The following is a 17,928-nucleotide window of genomic DNA, read 5'->3' on the forward strand; positions in this document are numbered from 1 at the left end:
ACTCTGAAAAGGAATTGCTACATTTTTTCGAAAAAATAATTTTCTATCCCTATTACGGTATGTGAAATTTATTAGTATCTAAATGACAAAAAGAAGCTCCAAAATAGGAACTTCTTTTACTTAATTTCTATATCAGCAGAATGAATGTGGTGCACTTGTCCTTGATGATCCTCAAGTAACAATACACCATCCTCCGTAATTCCTTTTGCTAGCCCATTAATAGTTTCCTTCATCGTTCGAGCTGTAATTTCTTTTCCGATACTTACTGCGTAACTTTCCCAAAGAATTTTAATAACAGAGAAGCCATTTTTTAAATACTCTTCATACAATTTCTCTAGTTGCAAGAAAATTTGTTGCATAAGTTCCGCACGAACAATCGGCTTACCCGATTCAATTGCTAATGAAGTTGCAATTTGCTGAATTTCCTCATCAAAATGTTCTTGTTTCTGATTTGCATTAATGCCAATTCCCATAATAACAGCATTAATTTTATCTGGATCAGCTTGCATCTCCGTTAATATACCGACAGCTTTTTTACCTTGAATTAAAATATCATTCGGCCATTTAATCCCTACGTTTACACCGGTACATTTTTCAATTGCTTGCGCTACGCTAACAGCTGCTAATAAAGTAAGCTGTGGTGCATGATGAACTGGAATCGAGGGACGCAAAATAATACTCATCCAAATTCCTGTTCCTTTTGGGGAATACCATTTTCTACTTAAACGTCCTCTACCTGCTGTTTGTTCTTCAGCAACGACAATTGTTCCCTCTTCTGCGCCTTCATAAGCAAGTCTCGCTGCAATATGCTGAGTAGACTCAACCGATTCTTCAAAATAAACCGTTCTACCGATACGCTCTGTTTGTAATCCTAATTGAATCTCATTCGCAGTTACTTTATCTGGTTTACTAGCAATTCGGTACCCTAAGCGGCGTACAGCTTCTAGTTCATACCCTTCATTACGAAGGTCCTCCATATGCTTCCATACAGCGGTTCTCGAACAACCAAGTTTGTCACTAAGTATTTGACCAGATACAAATGCACCATCTGCTTCAGAAAAAACTTGTAATAACCGCTTTCTTATAGTAGATTGCATCTTTGTAGCCACTCCCTTATATCCTCTTTCTTATTAACTAAATCTCCTTGTACGATTGCTTCTTCAATATTTCGAAGCATTTCGGCAACCCACGGACCTGGCTTTTTATCTGTCCAGCTTAATAAATCATTACCAGTCACATTCATTTCTTGACGATTTTTTATCGGCAATGCATGAAATAATGATTGTACTTGCTTAACAGATGCACTATTATAACTTTCTATTATCGCTTCATATACTCTTTCCGCCATCTCAGCGATGCGAATCCCAGTTTTATAAAGAAGGATTGTATCCCACTCCTTCTCCTTTCTAGAACGAATTGCTAATATAACCGCTACGATATCTTTAATCTTTTTATTCGAGAACTTCCATTGACGCAAAAAGACAGATGGATGCTCTTCTCCGATACAATATAAGAAAAATGCCCACGCCTCAACGTCTGTTTCAAAAGAATCCCATTTATACTGCGTAGCTTTCAAGAGTCTTTCTTCTGACATTTGCAAATATGGCAGATGAGAAAATAGCTTAGTTTCTACTAACTCTTGAAGACCATTCACACAATATGTACCGGTCAACAATTTTTCAAATTCAACTGTAATTCTTTCAATCGCTATATGTTCGAGCAAATGCCCATACGTTTCAATTGCTTGTTTCGTCTTTATTTCCAAAGAGAAACCTAACGTACTTACGAACCGAATACCACGCATCATTCGCAGTGCATCTTCTTGAAAACGGTCTGCAGCATCTCCAACCGTTGTAATTTCCTTCAGACGAATCGCTTCTTTCCCAGCAAATAAATCAACCATTTCGCCTTCCTCTGTCATTGCAATTGCATTCATCGTGAAATCACGTCGTTTTAAATCCTCTTCTAATGAACGGACAAATTGAACACTACTAGGTCTTCGAAAATCTTCATATTCGCTTTCTGTTCGAAAAGTAGTTACCTCATACGGTTCACCATTTTCTACAACAATTACAGTTCCATGCTCAAGACCAACCGGAACATGTCTTGGGAAAATAGCCATTACTTCTTCTGGTAAAGCAGATGTTGCGATATCGATATCTCCAATCGGTCTATCGATAATAAGATCGCGTACACTTCCACCAACGAAGTAAGCCTCATGTCCGTGCTGTTTTAACATCTCAATAATTGAACTAGCTTTTTTAAATCTTTCCATTCTTGTCATCCCTTAGTATGTCATAATAAATCGCCTCATACTGTGAAACGATTTTTTCCGAACGAAACTGCTCATATACAGATTTCATCGCTCGCTCTCCCATATTACGGTGAAGTTCTTCATTTTCTAGTAGCTGAATTGCTTGCTTAGCTATTCCGTCTGTATCTCCAACTTCACATATATATCCTGTTTCACCATGTTGAATGACCTCTGGAATGCCCCCAACCCTCGTTCCGATACTAGGCACACCACACGCCATCGCTTCTAATATAACAAGACCAAAACTTTCCTTTTCTGATAAAAGTAGCATTAAATCACTCATCGCAAGAAGCTCTGCAACATTATCTTGCTTTCCTAGGAATAAGACACGTTCCTCAATATGTAAACTTTTCACCAATTGTAAAATAGTACAGAACTCTGGTCCATCACCAACAAGAAGCAATTTCGCATCTACTTCCTTTACAATTTTGGCAAATGACTGCACAACATCCTGTACACGCTTAACCTTTCGGAAATTTGAAATATGAATCAACACTTTTTCATTTTCTCGTATACCATATTCTTTTTTTAATTGAGACATATCACGTTTGAAATAAACACGTTCATCTACAAAATTGTATACCGTCTCAATTTCTTTATCTGGTTTTACAAGTTCATTTGTTTCTTCAATTAACGAATGTGACACAGCTGTAACAACATCAGATTGTTCAATACCAAAGCGAATTAAATTATTTAACGAAGGGTCGGAACCTAACACAGTAATATCCGTTCCATGTAAGGTCGTAACAATTTTAATACGCTCCCCAATCATTTGTTTTGCTAAATATGCACAAATAGCATGAGGGATTGCATAATGCACATGTAAAATATCAAGGTTTTCTCTTTGAGCAACCTCTGCCATTTTACTCGCTAATGCTAAATCGTAAGGTGGATATTGAAAAACAGAATATTGATTTACTGTTACTTCGTGAAAATAAATATTCGGGTACACTTTATTCAACCGAAATGGTACACCCGATGTAATAAAATGAATTTCATGCCCGCGTTCCGCCAATTGCTTTCCTAACTCTGTCCCAACAACCCCAGAACCACCTACAGAAGGATAACATGTAATACCTATTTTCAATTTCATTTACATCCCCCTATTAAATCAGCATGTAATAAAACCGGTTTCTTACTCATAAATCCTTCGGCATACAGCACTCCAACTTCTTTCCCAAACATCTTCTCCCGAGCGATTACAGTTTCAACGTATCCTTCGGTTAATGGCGTCTTAACACCATCACTCCCTGTTGAAAACTGACTTTCATACGCTTCTAACGCTTCCACCTTTTTAGAAAGGTATTCACTAATATCTATACAAAAATTCGGTTTATGAAAACCATTAATCATATAATTATAAAAAGACTCTACACGGTGCGGCGGAAGTTCAGGCATATATTTACGAATTCCCGCTGAAAAGATAGCTTCTTCCACAAGTTTCGCGCAATTAGCATGGTCTGGATGACGATCTTCGTAGTATGGTGCGAAAATTAGTGTTGGTTTATATGTACGAATAATCTTTACAATTTCACGTATATATTCTTCTTTCATATACAAACCACGGTCTGGCATTGCTAAATTAATTCTCGTTTTTACTCCCATAATACGAGCTGCAGCCTTTGCTTCTTCTTTTCTTAGTTCTACCGTTCCATTTGAAGAAAGATCAGCTTCTGTTAAATCGCAAATGCCTACTTCATATCCTTGCTTCGTATACTTTGCAATGGTACCTGCCATGCCGATTTCAACATCATCGGCATGAGCACCAAACGCTAATATATGTAATCCACTCATAATTGTTCCCCTCATTTTCTTAACTTTCGGTAATCTAAATCTCCCCGCTCTAATGCATGCATTAGCATTTCAGCACTTGCCATATTTGTTGCTAATGGGATGGCGTATACATCACATAAACGAAGTAACGCATTAACATCTGGTTCATGCGGCTGGGCTGTTAGTGGATCCCGGAAAAAAATCACCATATCCATCTCATTTTTTGCAATCATTGCTCCAATTTCTTGATCGCCACCAAGAGGACCGGATTGATATCTTGTTACAACTAAACCAGTTGCCTCCATAATACGAAGTCCTGTCGTTCCTGTTGCAAAAAGTTCATGTTTTTCAAAAATTGGTTTATATGCGTATGCGAACGAAACCATATCATCTTTCTTTTTGTCATGTGCGATTAAGGCAATTTTCATCCGTTGTCTCCCCTTTAGTCGATAATATTTTCTAAACCGTACACAAGATGATCAAGGTTCATTACTGTTTCAATTGATAGTTTTACACCTGACATAAATGATGCACGGTTGAATGAATCATGACGAACTGTTAACATTTGTCCATCTCCGCCGAACATTACTTCTTGGTGTGCAATAAGCCCTGGTAGACGTACGCTATGAATGTGAATACCGTCTACATTTGCACCACGTGCCCCTTCTAATTGTTCCGTTTCATTAGGATGCCCTTGCTCTTTTGGCACACGATTTTGACGGATTAATTCTACTGTTTTTACAGCTGTACCAGATGGTGCGTCTAATTTTTGATCATGGTGTAATTCAATTACTTCAACATCTTGGAAGTACTTCGCTGCCATTTGTGAAAATTTCATCATAAGAACTGCACCAATCGCAAAATTTGGAGCGATAATTGTTCCTACTTCTTTTTCTTTTGCGTTTTCTGTTAATTGCTTTAGTTCTTCTTCAGTAAATCCAGTTGTACCAATAACTGATCGAAGTCCACGTTCAACTGCAAGTGTCACATGTTTCTTTCCAATTTCTGGTGTTGTTAAATCTAACAATACATCTGCTTCTACTTCATCTAAACAAGTATGTAAATCCGCGTAAATAGGTGCATCTAGCGCTGGCATTCCCGGTAAATCAGAAATTTTTTCTCCGCCATGCTTATAATCAATTGCTGCTACTAAATTGAAATGCGCTGTTCTTTCCATAAGAAGGACTGCTTCATATCCCATGCGTCCTCGTGGTCCAGCGATAATTACTTTAATTTCTTTCATGCGTCTTTCTCTCCCTCATCAATACGTGTCCAACGATCTTTATCACGTGTATTAAATTTATTCATTACAATGTTATGCGCTGTTTCTAAATCAATATTTAAACTATTTGCCATACAAATCATAACAAATAAAACATCTCCAAGCTCTTCCTCAACACTTCGTTCTTTCTCAGTCGTTTTCTTTGGTTTCTCACCATAATAATGATTAACCTCTCTTGCAAGCTCTCCCATTTCTTCAGTTAAACGAGCCATCATTGCAAGCGGACTAAAATAACCTTCTTTAAATTGACCGATATATGCATCTACTTCTTTCTGCATATCTTTCATCGTTTTTGCTTCCATACTAGTCACCTCTTATTCCTTCCTCTTTCATGTTAGCCAATTCATCGCGATTTGACAAATATTATTCCCTCATATCACTATTTACGACTCTTTTTAGGATAGACTATAGTCAACTCCCTCCACTGAGTTGAAACGTTTCAGTAGAGGCTTGAGTTAGAAATCTAGGTCTTTTCATCTATCGCTAGACAGTTTGACGCTCTAGAATTCATGCCACCTTACGGTAACACCCCAAGTATGTTTTTGGTTGGTACTGGCAACGAACTATTGTTTTCTCACTTGCACCACCCTTTCGAAAAAGAGCAGTTCTTCCTTATAGAAGAAGCCACCACTCAGATGAATCTGGCGTGTGCTACAAGCCCCGACAAGTCGAGTACACATGGATGGTTGACACACCCACTAAGCTATGCGCGAAGCAACAGCCTTACGTTTTTGCACTTCTAATAGAATCGGCGTTTTCACTTTGAGATTTTCATCCAATTCTACAACTTTTGATTTTTGCAATGTATTCAATGCACCATTAATATCAGCATGGATACATGTTCCTGCTTTACTTTGGTACAGACCACGCGTGATTCGTTTGCCACTAAAGTGATAATGCATCCTATCATCCTTAGACCAAACTGGAACCCTATCTTTATCAAGAAAACTAGCTTTTGAAGTATAGCTTTCTTCTTGTTTCAAAAATCGGATGCCTTCTTTTACACATTTATTCTCAATTGCTGCAATCAGTTTATGAAATGGGATTTGAACAAATGTTTGATTATTCTTTTTTCCCATATCAGATTTTTGTTTCCAACCAGCGTTATACCCTACGACAACCGTATCTATGTTAAATGCTTTCACTTTTTTGAACAACAGGCCTACAGTTTGTGAAATGTAACCATTTATTTGTCGTTCTCGTTTATGCCAAAGTGCAGCCATTTTATTCGTTACAACTCGTTTTGAAAGTCCATTCCCCCTATTTTTCTGTTGCAGATTACGTATCATTTTGTTGAAGTATTGGTTAATGGATTTTAATTTTTTTCCATCAATTAAGAATGTATCACCTGCATTTGTTGCACACCTTAATAATCTGTCTACACCTAAATCGCAACTCAAAGCGTTACTAGTAGTCGTTGATTGTTTCTTCATTTGAGAAACGTGCATCTCATATGTATAATGCACCTCAAAGAACCGACCTTTTTGCTTCGGTACAATCTCAATGTAGGAGATTTTTTTATTTCTTACATTTTTAGGCATACGTATTTTAATGGAACCGAATTTTTTTCTGCATGCAACATTCATCGGAATCATCCAATACCCGTTATCATCAACTTTTGGAACTTGATAGATTTCAATGATTCGTTTGTCAGTTGAACCAGAATAATTCGGAAACTTAGGACGACCTGTGAATATTTCAGGGTTTTTCGTCCACTGTTCCAATGCTTTAAAAAAGCTCTTCACTTCTGTAAATAAGGCTCTACGAATCGCTTGAACAGAGTTTGATTGCATACCCGAGTAGTTCATATCGGCTTGCATGGCAGTGTCCACTTCTTTTACAGTAGCCATTTTATTATGGTTCAAAAAACTTTGTTTTATGGTGTACAATCCAACATTTCGCAACGCTTTTGAACTATGCGACATGCGTTGAAGTAAACGAAATTCTTTTGCAGTAAGGCAAGCTCGTCCGATATTTTGTTTTTGAGTGAATCGTTGCAGGTTTTCTCTTTTCTTTTGTTTACGTAATACTTTCACTGCTTTCTTTTTAGCCATTGTTTTCACCACCTTTCTTAGAAGGTTCATTACTATTGACAAATCAATATTGGAACTGAACGGAACAAAATGTGAACATGGTCTTCATCGTGATTCCTTTTGATTCAAGTAACCGAATGATTATTATTATCCAATTTCGTTTTCTTACGATATATTCCCTCTTTATCTACGACAGATTATATCGTAAGATAAAAAGAAACAAATATTCGCCCTCAAAAAAATTGTTATGAACGAAAAAAAGTGTTTGGTCTACCTTCTGACGGCAATTCCTCTCCACCTTAATTGTTGGGTTTCACCCGTAACACAAATCAGATGGAATCTTCTTGCCTAAAGGAATAAAGTGAAACTTTCTTTTGCGATTTTTGCAAAAAATTAGCCCGTACCAATCGGGTTCCAACGGCTGGTTCGCCTTTCTTCTTTGCTTTACCTCCTACCAGGCGTTGGAACGGGAGAAAGTGAAACTTCTTTTGCACGCTTTTCGCAAAAGATTAGCCAAAACCAATCGGATTTTTTTAGCCTTCACTATTTTTACTAACAACTAGAAATTACTTATTATTATGTCTTACCGTTTAAGCGGAGCAATTCCAATCATTACATAACTAGGGGGATTTCTATATGAAAGCAAACTTGAAGATTCGAAATATCATTTTTATTTTAATCGGTTCCGCTATTTTTTCTTTCGGTATTGTGAATATCAATATTGAAAACCATCTTGCAGAGGGTGGATTTACCGGCATTACGCTATTATTATATTTTAAATTTTCACTTGATCCTTCCTATACAAACTTAATTTTAAACGTCCCTCTATTTTTCATTGGCTGGAAATTACTCGGCCGAACAACATTTTTATACACATTAATCGGTACATTTAGCGTCTCTTTATTCCTTTGGGTGTTTCAGCGCTACGAGGTTCTCAACTTACATTTAAACTTGCAAAATGATATGACACTGGCTGCTTTATTCGCTGGGGCATTTATCGGCATAGGACTTGGAATTATATTCAAATACGGCGGGACTACTGGCGGTGTTGATATTATCGCAAGGCTAGCTCACAAATATGTTGGCTGGAGTATGGGAAAAACGATGTTTATGTTTGATGCGGTCGTTATCATTATCTCTATTCTTACATATTTATCATATCGCGAGGGCATGTATACGTTAGTTGCTGTTTTTATCGGGGCTAAGGTTATTGATTTCATGCAAGAAGGTGCTTATGCAGCAAAAGGAGCAACTATTATTTCTGATAAAAACGATGAAATTGCTTCAAAAATTTTATCAGAAATGGAGCGCGGAGCAACCTTTTTAAAAGCAGTTGGATCCTATACAAAAATAGAACGTAATGTACTATATTGTGTTGTTGCTAAAAATGAAATCGTAAAATTAAAAAATATCATTATTTCAGTAGATCCACATGCCTTTGTCGCTGTAAGTGATGTACATGATGTAGTTGGTGAAGGTTTTACGTTAGATGAAAATAAAAATCCGTTACATAATTAAATTCAACTAGAAAAGCTCTGTAGCTTTTCTAGTTTTTTATTATAAATCTTTTAAGTTTCTCCAAATCCTCATAAATAAGCTCTAACAAACTCCGATTATAGAAAATAGAAGCTGGATGAAAGGTCGGAAAAATATGATATTCTTCTTCTGACCAAATAAATTCTGTACTGCTGCTATCTTTCAATCGCTGCACAGGTTGCTTTAACAATTCTCCATGAACATCCGTAATTTTATTATTTTTACCAACTAAACGCTGTAATGCAATATTACCAAGTGTGACAATAACCGGCTGCTGTATAAATTCCAGTTCATAATCTAGCAAAGGTGCATGGGCAAGTATCTCACCTTGATTCGGTGTTCTATTGTACTTCTTCTGTATTATTTCGCCATTTCGTTCCCTTTTCTCTCTCCATTTATAAGGTCTACTCCGGACCGCACTCGTAATATATACTTCTTCCCTTGTAACGTGAATAAGTTCTAAAAATTCCATTAAATGTTTTCCCGCTCTCCCACTAAATGGAATCCCATTATTAATTTCTGTTTCACCAGGTGCTTCTCCAACAAGCATTAATTTCGGGTTTTTAGGGCCCTGTCCACTTAAAAAACCTTCTAATTGGTATGTAGCACTACGCTCCTTCACTTGTTTAACTAAATAATATGGATATTCTATGTCCGTCACCTTCTTTCATCATTCCATACTTACCTTTATTTTAACTAGTTCTATACCCCATATTCTCTCTATTATTTCCATTTGTAACATATTCTAAGATTCAATCCACAAAACAAAAAAAGACTATCAAAATTGATAGTCTTTAATCGTCGCTACGCTGCATACCAGTATAAATTAATACGAGACGTAATAATTCAAATACTGCTACAGCAGCTGCTGCTACATATGTTAATGCTGCCGCATTTAATACTTTACGAGCTTGACCGTACTCATCTGTTGATACGATACCAAGTGCTTCAATTTGTTGCATTGCGCGTTTTGATGCATCAAACTCAACTGGTAATGTAACAAGTTGGAAAATAACACCTGCTGCCATTAAAATAATTCCTAGTAACAACAAACCAGACATTTGCGCAAATACACCAATTAGGACAAAAACCCATGACATGTTTGAACCAAAATTAGCAACTGGCACTAACGAATGGCGTACACGCATAAAGTTATAATCTTTCGCATCTTGAATTGCGTGTCCTACTTCATGTGCTGCTACAGCTGTACCAGCAACTGAATGACCATAATAGTTATCTGTCGATAATCTAACCGTCTTTACACGCGGGTCATAATGATCTGACAAATGACCTGGCGTTTCTTCTACGGCTACATTGTACAATCCATTTTCATCTAAAATTTTTCGAGCCACTTCCGCTCCTGTCATACCTGATGTTGAATAAACTTGTGAATACTTGCTATAGGCACTACGTACTTTTGACTGTGCATACAACGGTATGATCAAAATGATCGCGAAGTAAATTAAATAAAACATCATAAACCTCCATTGAAGTTTTAATTATAGTACTTCTCATTCTATTTTTTTCTTCCACCGTTGTCAATAAATAAACCTTACAATCCGTATCTTTATTTATGCGTATTACCTATCTTTAGAATGCAAGTTGCTTCTCCGCTTCTCTCTCTCCCCTTTATACTTTCTCCATCCAACATACGTTAAAGTGAACAAAATAAGTCCTCCAGTAATTGTCATAAACCAAATGAGAGAGGGAGCAATCTCATCTTTTTTTACTGTATGAAATATTTTTTGCAAATCACCTTTAATAATCCCTAGTTGCATTTGTCCACCTTTCGTTTTTAACATAACGTTACGAAATTCATCCAAATAAGATAAATGTGCATTTACACGCTGCGCTTCGTTTTCTGGCAGAGCAATCATTAAACTAGGATAAATAATATTAAATTCATTTAAAAATGTATTTAGCGTCTGTTGGAACTGTCCATCATCTTCTTTTTCCATCGCCTTTTCTACTTGAGAAAAAGCATTCATTATCTTTCTTTCTCTTTCCATCCAAAGTGGCTGATATTTAGATACTTGTGCATCAACAGCAAGTTGTAACGCTAACATATTATCCACTTTAACTTGCCTATCTGAATCTTCCGCGAGAGATTGTTTCGCCTTATCGTATGCTAAAGAAACGACTCTAATTTGTCCCGGAGTTACTTTTGAATTATTTTCATTCTCCTTTGATAGAAATTGCTCTGAGAAATGGTACAGTACTTGTATTGCCTTTTCATCTTCTTTTTTCTTCACTAACTGCAAAGAGTCATCTAGCAATCCAGTTAGTTCGCTCCACTCTTCAGCATATATACGTACTGGAAACATTATAATTAGAAATGCTATCAGTCCAATTAATGTTCTCTTCATCCCGGTCCCCCCTATAACTACTAGTACAAAATATGTGGAATTGGACAAGAATAGAACAGAACAAAACCAAAAAATATATTATCTCTATGAAAACAAAAAAATTCTCTTTAAACAGAGAATTTTTTCTTTGAAACCCTTTTCTTTTTCACTAAATATTTATACACACCGTAACAAAGCATGCTACCACCTAAAATCAATAATAAAATAATACATGCAGCATGCATAAAGAATTCTTCCGGTAACATTAAAATAACCGGATCTGTTTCAATATCAAACATCCAATAATCATTGCTAAATAAAAGCTTATGAAATAATACGAAACTCTTTTCAAAATTAATAGCAATTGGTAACGTAAGAGCTATTGGAAAAATAATTGTAAGAATCGCTCCGTGAAGTAAAAACTTTTCTTTTTTCTTTTTTAATAAATACGCTCCTCCTAATACAGCAATTACAATCGTTCCATACATTATATATTGAATCTTTACTAAAATATTTTTAACATCTACAAAATGAATGCGTCCATTTGTGGACATATCTAATGTCGGCAATTGTAATGCACCTTCATAAAACGGCGATAAATATGTAATAAGCACATCATAGTTTCTCTTAATTTCATCTTTCGTCATATCCGCTAAATCTGGAATATTTAAAAAATCAATTTCAAAATAATACAACCATTTTCCATATACAACTACCGTTGTCGCGAGAGCGAAAACAGAAAATGCTATGCTATAGGAAACTACTAAAGTGATCAATCGATCCAATATGTTTATACCGCTCTTATTTTTCTTCATTTTCTCCCCCTAAATGTCCTCACCATCATAAAGAAAACTGTTTTCGGTTCTCACGTAAGCAATAATAATATGTAATACACAGTACAGCAATACTTAACCAAAACGTAAAATAACCAATTTTCTCTACAAACAAATGCATAATCCCATATCTCGGCATTTGCCAAAATAAATAATCAATTGCATCATTATGTAATGTCCATATGCCAGCTACAGTGAAGTGCCATTTTTTTATCCGATAAAACGGAGCATATAACATTCCCTGCACTGCCATCGCAAAATGAGATAACATTAACATATATCCCATAAGGCCAATAGGGCCTTTTACATAAATCATAATTGCATTTACAACAACAGCCCAAACACCATATTTTATTAAAGTAACTATCGCTAGCGCTTCTATTAACCCCCAGTTCTTCTTCATCAAAAAAGCAATTAAAACAAAGACAAAAAAGAGAGTCGCCATAGGGCTATCTGGTACAAACGGCCAAAATATAGGTGAGGTTTCTTTTAATTGATTTCCATACCATATGAATCCGTAAATTGTACCTAATATGTTAACAACCAATAAAAATAATAGTACCGAACGTTGCCTTAACATTGCATACAAGTAAGCCAAGCTGTATGTCCAACACCTTTCAAACAAAGTAATTCTTTCATCGAACTCTACTCTATTATATAGCAAACTTTCCGTCATCGTAGAGTAGAAAACTGAAACAGATTAAATTTTCTTTAGGGATGGCTTTGCTATCCCTTTTCTGTTTCAGCTTCCCCTCATCAAACCGTACGTGAGGTTTTCCCTCATACAGCTTTCCGATGCTCTTCCTTCTTTAGCTTTCAGTTTGTTCTAGCTTCCTACTTTCACGAGTGTGTATGTTATTTTCTACATCAAGTCCTTGATACGACCATGTTTCTTTTCTTATTCCAGAAAAGGTTAAGCCGTTCTAAGACGTACCAATTTATTTTACCGAGCCACTTCTGTCCAATTGAAGATAGACTATAATAATTTTTGAATCCTTGTAGAATTCTATTTAAACCTTTCACCATCAAACAGTGCCCAGCTTAGCTGGGCACGCAAAATAAAAAGCTGACCACAGATTTTGTAGTCAGCTTTTCTATTATTTTTTATTATACTTTGCAACGAATTCCGAAAGCTTTTTCAGTTCCTCATCTGTACCTTTAAATACACCTTTAGGCATTGAACCTTTTCCATCTTTCGCAATTTTAGCGATTTCTTCTGGTTTTAAAGTTAAGTTTTGCAAAGCCGGTGCTGCCGCTCCGCCCTGTAAATTGTCACCATGACATGTTAAACAAGTATTTTTTTGCATCAACTTGTAGCCGTCATCATTTTTATCAACTGGTGCTGTTTTTACAATTGCTCCTTGTTTTTTTGCAGCTTCCCAATCGTGGTGTGCTACAGATTCCCAAGTTAAAAAAATAATCGATGCAATTGCTAAAAGCATAAACCCCGTTGCTACAGGACGCTTCAATGGCGCTCTTTCTGGGCCTCGATCTAGAAACGGAGCTAATAGTAACGCTCCAAACGCAATCCCCGGCATAATAAACGCACCAATTACAGTAAATGAGCCTGAAGCATACGAATACTTTAATAACTGATACAAGAATAAGAAATACCAATCTGGAAGTGGTATATATCCTGCATCTGTAGGATCCGCCATTCTCTCAAGCGGTGACGGATGCGCCACTGTTAAACATAAATAACCGACTAAAAAAACTGCACCAACCATCCATTCTTTTAACAAGAAATTCGGCCAAAACGCTTCTGTTTTCCCTGGATATTCAGAATAATCTTTTGGAATATTTGGTTTCCGGGCTACTGGTACCCGAGAATCTCCTACAAACTTCATCCCTTTGCCGCGATGCATAATCTCCCTCCTTTTGTTCTTTCCCCTTTAATTTAGCAATCTCTTATAGCGGACCGGAAATACCTTGTTTGCGAATCATGATGAAGTGGAAGGCCATTAAACCTAGAAGTGCTGCTGGTAAGAAGAAGACGTGAATAGCAAAGAAGCGAGTTAATGTTTGAGCGCCAACGATTTCGGAATGACCAGCGAGTAATGTTTTAATATAAGGACCAATGAGCGGCGTTTGCTCTGCAATTTGAATCCCTACTTTCGTAGCAAATAACGCTTTCATATCCCACGGTAATAAATATCCGGTAAAACCAAGACCTAACATAACAAAGAAAATAAGAACACCAACAATCCAGTTTAACTCACGAGGCTTTTTATACGCACCTTGGAAGAAAACTCTGAGTGTATGTAAAAACATCATTACAATTACGAGACTAGCGCCCCAGTGATGCATACCACGAACAATTTGCCCGTAAGCTACTTCATTTTGTAAATAATAAACCGACTCCCAAGCATTTTTAATATCCGGCACATAATACATCGTCAAAAACATTCCGGACAAAATTTGAATTACTGTAACGAAAAAGGTAAGTCCTCCAAAGCAATAGACGAATGCAGAAAAGTGATGTGCCGGGTTAACATGCTCAGGTACTTCATGATCAGCGATATCACGCCATATCGGTGTAATATCTAAACGTTCGTCTACCCAATCATAAATTTTATTTAGCATCTACTTTGCACCCCCTCTTGGCTTCGCTTTTCCTAAATACAGCGTTCCATCTTTCACTTTAGACTCGTACACATCAAGCGGAGCAAGAGGCGGTGTGCCTTTAATGTTCATCCCATCTTTTGTGTAACGTCCCCCGTGACACGGGCAAAAGAATTGATTAGGATGTGCTTTGTCCGAATTCCAGTTCACTGTGCAACCTAAATGTTTACATACTGGAGAAAACGCAACAATTTCTCCACTTTCATCTTTATGCACCCAAGCAGATTTTGGCTCTTCAGACTTGTACCATCCGTCAACCTGCTTCACCTTAAAATCGAAGCGCTTCGGCTCTGTTGTAATATCCTTTACTTGCCCAACAGCAACCATATCTGTTCCCGCTTCTTTTCTTAACACCGGATCAAGCGCAAACCTCGTCATCGGCAGTAAAATACCCGCCGCCATAAAGCCTCCTACCCCTGTAAGTGTGTAATTTAAAAACTGTCTTCTTGACACACGATGTTCTTTCTCGCTCACGAAAATTTCCCCCCTCTATCAGAAATTGTCCCCTCGTGAAAAAATTATATAAAAAATAAAAACTAGGACACTATCATGATATAATACCCTCTTGTATAGGTCAATATCATACTACTCATAATAATAAGAACTTTCTGTTTATTATTATTTTATCCATCTTTCTTCCAACATTTCCATAATATTTTTTATGTGTGCACGAATAACTTCCCTTTTCGCTTGGTCACTAAATTGCTCTAATGATAACGATGGAAACCAAAATAAATCACCCTGCACATCTCTCATATCTTCTTTCCATGAAAAGTCACTTGTCACATAGGCAATATGCTTAAAACCTTGCCTTTGCAAATGATCTGTCCATTCTTGCAAACGGTCTTTTTCATTCTTTTGGCTCTCTACCAAATACGTAAATGCGGGCAGTAAAAGCACTCTTCCTTTATACTCCCTTTCCAACTCCATACTCAAAGCCTCAATAAATTCGCCTTGCTCTACAACCATTTTCATCCCTTTTGCTGCCGAAATAGACAAAAGGGGTATAATCCCTGTATCTACATACTCCCTCGCTTGCTCAAACTGTTCTACATCTTTTACAATCCATTTCACCTTTTCTCCCCTCCTCCATTCGAAATAACAGAACTTTCACTTTATATATATTAAACCATACTAAAAGAGGTAAAAAAAGAAAAACTACCTATTATTAAGTAGTTTTTCTTAAAAAGTCTGAATTTCGTAAAGATTACATAATCAAAATGAATTCTATAAAATTTTCAACTCTGCTGTTAACCTATGAAATGCTTCCTTATCTTGCTTATCCAAAGCTTCATCAATTTGTTTCAAAAGACGTTCTCTTCTAAATGAGAATACACTTTCTTCTAAAAATCGTTCTGCAAGCAATCGATCTTTTTCATTCACTTCAATATGCTTTGGCAAATATGGGTTTTCTTCTAATACAGCTACATAGTTTGCATTTTGGAACGATGATTTAAAATTAAGCTGAATATAAATATCCTCATCTCGATTCAAACGAATATCATGAAACGATTTTTCTGCATCTGTTGTCATTACATTTTGTTTGAAAAAGTGAAACGGTGTGTCTTTCACACAATTTGCTGACATTACTAAGCCACGCGGACAATATTTTGCATGTTCTACGAAGTGGACTTTATGCATTAATTGATCGTGACTCATTAAATAATTCAAAATCCATACACATTCACGCTGTTTCAGTTGGTAATTATTCAAAAACCATTTTACAAAATCCTTCTTCTCGTTTACAGAAACAGGGGTATTCATAGCGATTAAGTCCCTCCTCTGTCTTTCTCTTTTCTTTTTAGATTCAAGAAGCGGCATTCAGTTTCCTTCCAACTTATGAAAAATCCTCTAAATTATATAACAATTCTTCAATATGAATTTGTGTCGGGTCTAGTTGTATTAACTGCGTAAATACTTCTTTCGCCTCTTTTCGCATTCCTTCTTCTAATAAGAAATAACCGTACTCTTCCAAGAAATCTGGATGATTCTTAAAAGAAGTATATGCACTTTCATAGTGTTTTAATGCATCCGAATACATTTCTAATTGTTTTTTTGCAAATGCAAGATCCCAAAGTAGTTGTGTATCTGGTTCTCCACTGTCAATTGCACGCTCTACAACTGCAATTAGCTCTTCGTATTTCTCTTGTTCTTTTAAAATATACGCATATTTTAATATCGCACCTAAATGTCCCGGATCTAGCTCCAGCGCTTTTTGAAGCACTTCTTCAGCCTCCGCTATTTTACCTAATTTCGCCGCAATATTCGCTAATTCTACATAGAAAGGAACAGACAGCTCATCTACTTTAATTCCTTCTTGAAGTGTTTCATAGCTTTCTTGAAGCATGCCTTCTTTTTCATAGCTTTTCGCTAAATACATGTATAACGATGCGTATTCAGGATCTAATTCTTTTAATTCTTGCCAAGCACCAATTGCTCTTTGATATTCTTCTCCTTGGTATAATGTGAAGGCATATCCAAATAATGAGTGAATATCTTTTTGCTCTTCTAACCCCGCTTCATAGTAAGAGATTGCCTCTTCCCAGTTTCCAATAGCACTTAAAGTTTCTGCTAGACGAAGCGCAATGACAACACCACCCATAACTTTATGTTCTGCTAGTAACGATTCATAATAAGTGATCGCCTTTTGCTCTTCACCTTTACTACTATATAATTCTGCTAACCCAAACGTAATAACAGGTTCGTCTGGCATCATTTCTTTCGCCTTTAATAGTTTTTGTTCTGCTACATCATCAAAACCTTGCATTTGGAATAAATCCGCTACAAGTAATAACGATTGAACATATAAATCATCGTTTTCTGGAATATCATGAAGCACTTCAATCGCTTCATCTTCTTTATCTAAATCAATATATAATTCTGCTAAAAATACCGTAAATTCACTTTCTTCCGGATATAGCAAGCGTAAGTCTTCAGTAATTGCTAACGCCTCATCCATAAACCCAAGTGTATGATAGTAACGAGCGATATCATACTTCTCTTCATCATTAGCAACTCGTAGTTGTTCTTTTAATAATTGTAATCCTTTTTCTGCTTCACCGTTTTCAATATAAGAAACAGCCTGTTCAAACTTTTGCATAAACGTCTCCTTTAATTCAAAAAATATTCTCTTCTGTTCATTTATCATAAGCAACTAGGTGTAAGAACGCAACCTTTTGAGTGAGCTACC

General features: G+C 36.4%; 20 protein-coding genes. 1 reads left to right on the top strand and 19 read right to left on the bottom strand.

Annotated elements, in window-relative coordinates:
* Positions 1 to 116: 116 nt before the first annotated feature.
* From ABH955_RS11760 to ABH955_RS11795, 8 genes are all read right to left on the bottom strand, one after another.
* Entirely contained in the window at positions 117 to 1,097 is a 981-nt protein-coding gene (locus tag ABH955_RS11760) for a biotin--[acetyl-CoA-carboxylase] ligase (RefSeq protein WP_404447603.1), read from the bottom strand.
* Positions 1,082 to 2,275 (bottom strand): CCA tRNA nucleotidyltransferase, encoded by a 1,194-nt coding sequence (locus ABH955_RS11765; protein WP_404447416.1) that lies wholly within the window; start codon positions 2,273 to 2,275, stop codon positions 1,082 to 1,084. Before ABH955_RS11765 ends, ABH955_RS11760 begins: the two co-directional genes overlap by 16 nt.
* Entirely contained in the window at positions 2,262 to 3,407 is a 1,146-nt protein-coding gene (gene bshA / locus ABH955_RS11770; protein WP_002086596.1) for an N-acetyl-alpha-D-glucosaminyl L-malate synthase BshA, read from the bottom strand. The genes ABH955_RS11765 and bshA overlap by 14 nt, the downstream gene beginning before the upstream one ends.
* Positions 3,404 to 4,108 (bottom strand): bacillithiol biosynthesis deacetylase BshB1, encoded by a 705-nt coding sequence (bshB1, locus tag ABH955_RS11775; protein WP_002011848.1) that lies wholly within the window; start codon positions 4,106 to 4,108, stop codon positions 3,404 to 3,406. Before bshB1 ends, bshA begins: the two co-directional genes overlap by 4 nt.
* Positions 4,109 to 4,119: 11 nt before the next feature.
* Positions 4,120 to 4,515, bottom strand: a complete 396-nt coding sequence (mgsA, locus tag ABH955_RS11780; RefSeq protein WP_000684753.1) for a methylglyoxal synthase — start codon at positions 4,513 to 4,515, stop codon at positions 4,120 to 4,122.
* 14 nt (positions 4,516 to 4,529) lie between these two features.
* Complete coding sequence (dapB, locus tag ABH955_RS11785; RefSeq protein WP_002126457.1) at positions 4,530 to 5,330, bottom strand: dihydrodipicolinate reductase; 801 nt, start codon at positions 5,328 to 5,330, stop codon at positions 4,530 to 4,532.
* A complete protein-coding gene (locus ABH955_RS11790) occupies positions 5,327 to 5,671 on the bottom strand; it encodes a nucleotide pyrophosphohydrolase (protein WP_002011846.1) in 345 nt (114 codons plus the stop codon). Before ABH955_RS11790 ends, dapB begins: the two co-directional genes overlap by 4 nt.
* A gap of 396 nt (positions 5,672 to 6,067) precedes the next feature.
* Positions 6,068 to 7,423, bottom strand: coding sequence for an RNA-guided endonuclease TnpB family protein (locus ABH955_RS11795; protein ID WP_404457309.1), 1,356 nt, complete (start codon positions 7,421 to 7,423; stop codon positions 6,068 to 6,070).
* A 615-nt stretch (positions 7,424 to 8,038) separates the two neighbouring features.
* Between ABH955_RS11795 and ABH955_RS11800 the strand changes: the two genes are divergently transcribed.
* Positions 8,039 to 8,920, top strand: a complete 882-nt coding sequence (locus ABH955_RS11800; RefSeq protein ID WP_404447424.1) for a YitT family protein — start codon at positions 8,039 to 8,041, stop codon at positions 8,918 to 8,920.
* A 28-nt stretch (positions 8,921 to 8,948) separates the two neighbouring features.
* Here the strand turns inward: ABH955_RS11800 and ABH955_RS11805 are convergent, their stop codons facing one another.
* The 11 genes from ABH955_RS11805 to ABH955_RS11855 all read right to left on the bottom strand — a co-directional run bounded on the left by ABH955_RS11805 (position 8,949) and on the right by ABH955_RS11855 (position 17,838).
* Positions 8,949 to 9,599 carry a uracil-DNA glycosylase gene (locus ABH955_RS11805; RefSeq protein ID WP_404447426.1) on the bottom strand — a complete coding sequence of 217 codons (651 nt, stop codon included), beginning with the start codon at positions 9,597 to 9,599 and terminating at the stop codon, positions 8,949 to 8,951.
* Positions 9,600 to 9,732: 133 nt separating this feature from the next.
* The gene (locus ABH955_RS11810) at positions 9,733 to 10,413 is read right to left on the bottom strand and encodes a zinc metallopeptidase (RefSeq protein WP_002086606.1); all 681 of its coding nucleotides are present in this window, start codon (positions 10,411 to 10,413) and stop codon (positions 9,733 to 9,735) included.
* 105 nt (positions 10,414 to 10,518) lie between these two features.
* Positions 10,519 to 11,304: a sporulation protein YpjB gene (gene ypjB, locus ABH955_RS11815; RefSeq protein ID WP_002141040.1), complete on the bottom strand. Its 786-nt coding sequence runs from the start codon at positions 11,302 to 11,304 to the stop codon at positions 10,519 to 10,521.
* Between the two features lie 107 nt (positions 11,305 to 11,411).
* A complete protein-coding gene (gene lit, locus ABH955_RS11820) occupies positions 11,412 to 12,098 on the bottom strand; it encodes a lipoprotein intramolecular transacylase Lit (protein ID WP_002064533.1) in 687 nt (228 codons plus the stop codon).
* Between the two features lie 25 nt (positions 12,099 to 12,123).
* Positions 12,124 to 12,714 (bottom strand): lipoprotein heptaprenylglyceryl N-acetyltransferase LhaT, encoded by a 591-nt coding sequence (lhaT, locus tag ABH955_RS11825; RefSeq protein WP_002086612.1) that lies wholly within the window; start codon positions 12,712 to 12,714, stop codon positions 12,124 to 12,126.
* A 499-nt stretch (positions 12,715 to 13,213) separates the two neighbouring features.
* Positions 13,214 to 13,981, bottom strand: a complete 768-nt coding sequence (gene qcrC, locus ABH955_RS11830) for a menaquinol-cytochrome c reductase cytochrome b/c subunit (protein WP_002011836.1) — start codon at positions 13,979 to 13,981, stop codon at positions 13,214 to 13,216.
* A 43-nt stretch (positions 13,982 to 14,024) separates the two neighbouring features.
* Positions 14,025 to 14,699 carry a menaquinol-cytochrome c reductase cytochrome b subunit gene (qcrB, locus tag ABH955_RS11835; RefSeq protein WP_000932700.1) on the bottom strand — a complete coding sequence of 225 codons (675 nt, stop codon included), beginning with the start codon at positions 14,697 to 14,699 and terminating at the stop codon, positions 14,025 to 14,027.
* Entirely contained in the window at positions 14,700 to 15,212 is a 513-nt protein-coding gene (qcrA, locus tag ABH955_RS11840; protein ID WP_002135282.1) for a menaquinol-cytochrome c reductase iron-sulfur subunit, read from the bottom strand.
* Positions 15,213 to 15,356: 144 nt separating this feature from the next.
* Positions 15,357 to 15,812 carry a YpiF family protein gene (locus ABH955_RS11845; RefSeq protein WP_002064531.1) on the bottom strand — a complete coding sequence of 152 codons (456 nt, stop codon included), beginning with the start codon at positions 15,810 to 15,812 and terminating at the stop codon, positions 15,357 to 15,359.
* A gap of 153 nt (positions 15,813 to 15,965) precedes the next feature.
* A complete protein-coding gene (locus ABH955_RS11850; RefSeq protein WP_002086615.1) occupies positions 15,966 to 16,502 on the bottom strand; it encodes a ReoY family proteolytic degradation factor in 537 nt (178 codons plus the stop codon).
* A 73-nt stretch (positions 16,503 to 16,575) separates the two neighbouring features.
* Complete coding sequence (locus tag ABH955_RS11855) at positions 16,576 to 17,838, bottom strand: tetratricopeptide repeat protein (protein ID WP_002086616.1); 1,263 nt, start codon at positions 17,836 to 17,838, stop codon at positions 16,576 to 16,578.
* Positions 17,839 to 17,928 lie beyond the last annotated feature (90 nt).

It is taken from the genome of Bacillus sp. RC240, assembly GCF_044907945.1.
Taxonomy (GTDB): Bacteria; Bacillota; Bacilli; order Bacillales; family Bacillaceae_G; genus Bacillus_A; species Bacillus_A mycoides.

What these genes read in the sequence shown, in the direction of transcription:
- ABH955_RS11760 (WP_404447603.1), bottom strand. Translation starts at nt 1,097, where the DNA reads ATGCAATCTACTATAAGAAAGCGGTTATTACAAGTTTTTTCTGAAGCA.
- ABH955_RS11765 (WP_404447416.1), bottom strand. Translation starts at nt 2,275, where the DNA reads ATGGAAAGATTTAAAAAAGCTAGTTCAATTATTGAGATGTTAAAACAG.
- bshA (WP_002086596.1), bottom strand. Translation starts at nt 3,407, where the DNA reads ATGAAATTGAAAATAGGTATTACATGTTATCCTTCTGTAGGTGGTTCT.
- bshB1 (WP_002011848.1), bottom strand. Translation starts at nt 4,108, where the DNA reads ATGAGTGGATTACATATATTAGCGTTTGGTGCTCATGCCGATGATGTT.
- mgsA (WP_000684753.1), bottom strand. Translation starts at nt 4,515, where the DNA reads ATGAAAATTGCCTTAATCGCACATGACAAAAAGAAAGATGATATGGTT.
- dapB (WP_002126457.1), bottom strand. Translation starts at nt 5,330, where the DNA reads ATGAAAGAAATTAAAGTAATTATCGCTGGACCACGAGGACGCATGGGA.
- ABH955_RS11790 (WP_002011846.1), bottom strand. Translation starts at nt 5,671, where the DNA reads ATGGAAGCAAAAACGATGAAAGATATGCAGAAAGAAGTAGATGCATAT.
- ABH955_RS11795 (WP_404457309.1), bottom strand. Translation starts at nt 7,423, where the DNA reads ATGGCTAAAAAGAAAGCAGTGAAAGTATTACGTAAACAAAAGAAAAGA.
- ABH955_RS11800 (WP_404447424.1), top strand. Translation starts at nt 8,039, where the DNA reads ATGAAAGCAAACTTGAAGATTCGAAATATCATTTTTATTTTAATCGGT.
- ABH955_RS11810 (WP_002086606.1), bottom strand. Translation starts at nt 10,413, where the DNA reads ATGTTTTATTTAATTTACTTCGCGATCATTTTGATCATACCGTTGTAT.
- ypjB (WP_002141040.1), bottom strand. Translation starts at nt 11,304, where the DNA reads ATGAAGAGAACATTAATTGGACTGATAGCATTTCTAATTATAATGTTT.
- lit (WP_002064533.1), bottom strand. Translation starts at nt 12,098, where the DNA reads ATGAAGAAAAATAAGAGCGGTATAAACATATTGGATCGATTGATCACT.
- qcrC (WP_002011836.1), bottom strand. Translation starts at nt 13,981, where the DNA reads ATGCATCGCGGCAAAGGGATGAAGTTTGTAGGAGATTCTCGGGTACCA.
- qcrB (WP_000932700.1), bottom strand. Translation starts at nt 14,699, where the DNA reads ATGCTAAATAAAATTTATGATTGGGTAGACGAACGTTTAGATATTACA.
- ABH955_RS11850 (WP_002086615.1), bottom strand. Translation starts at nt 16,502, where the DNA reads ATGAATACCCCTGTTTCTGTAAACGAGAAGAAGGATTTTGTAAAATGG.
- ABH955_RS11855 (WP_002086616.1), bottom strand. Translation starts at nt 17,838, where the DNA reads ATGCAAAAGTTTGAACAGGCTGTTTCTTATATTGAAAACGGTGAAGCA.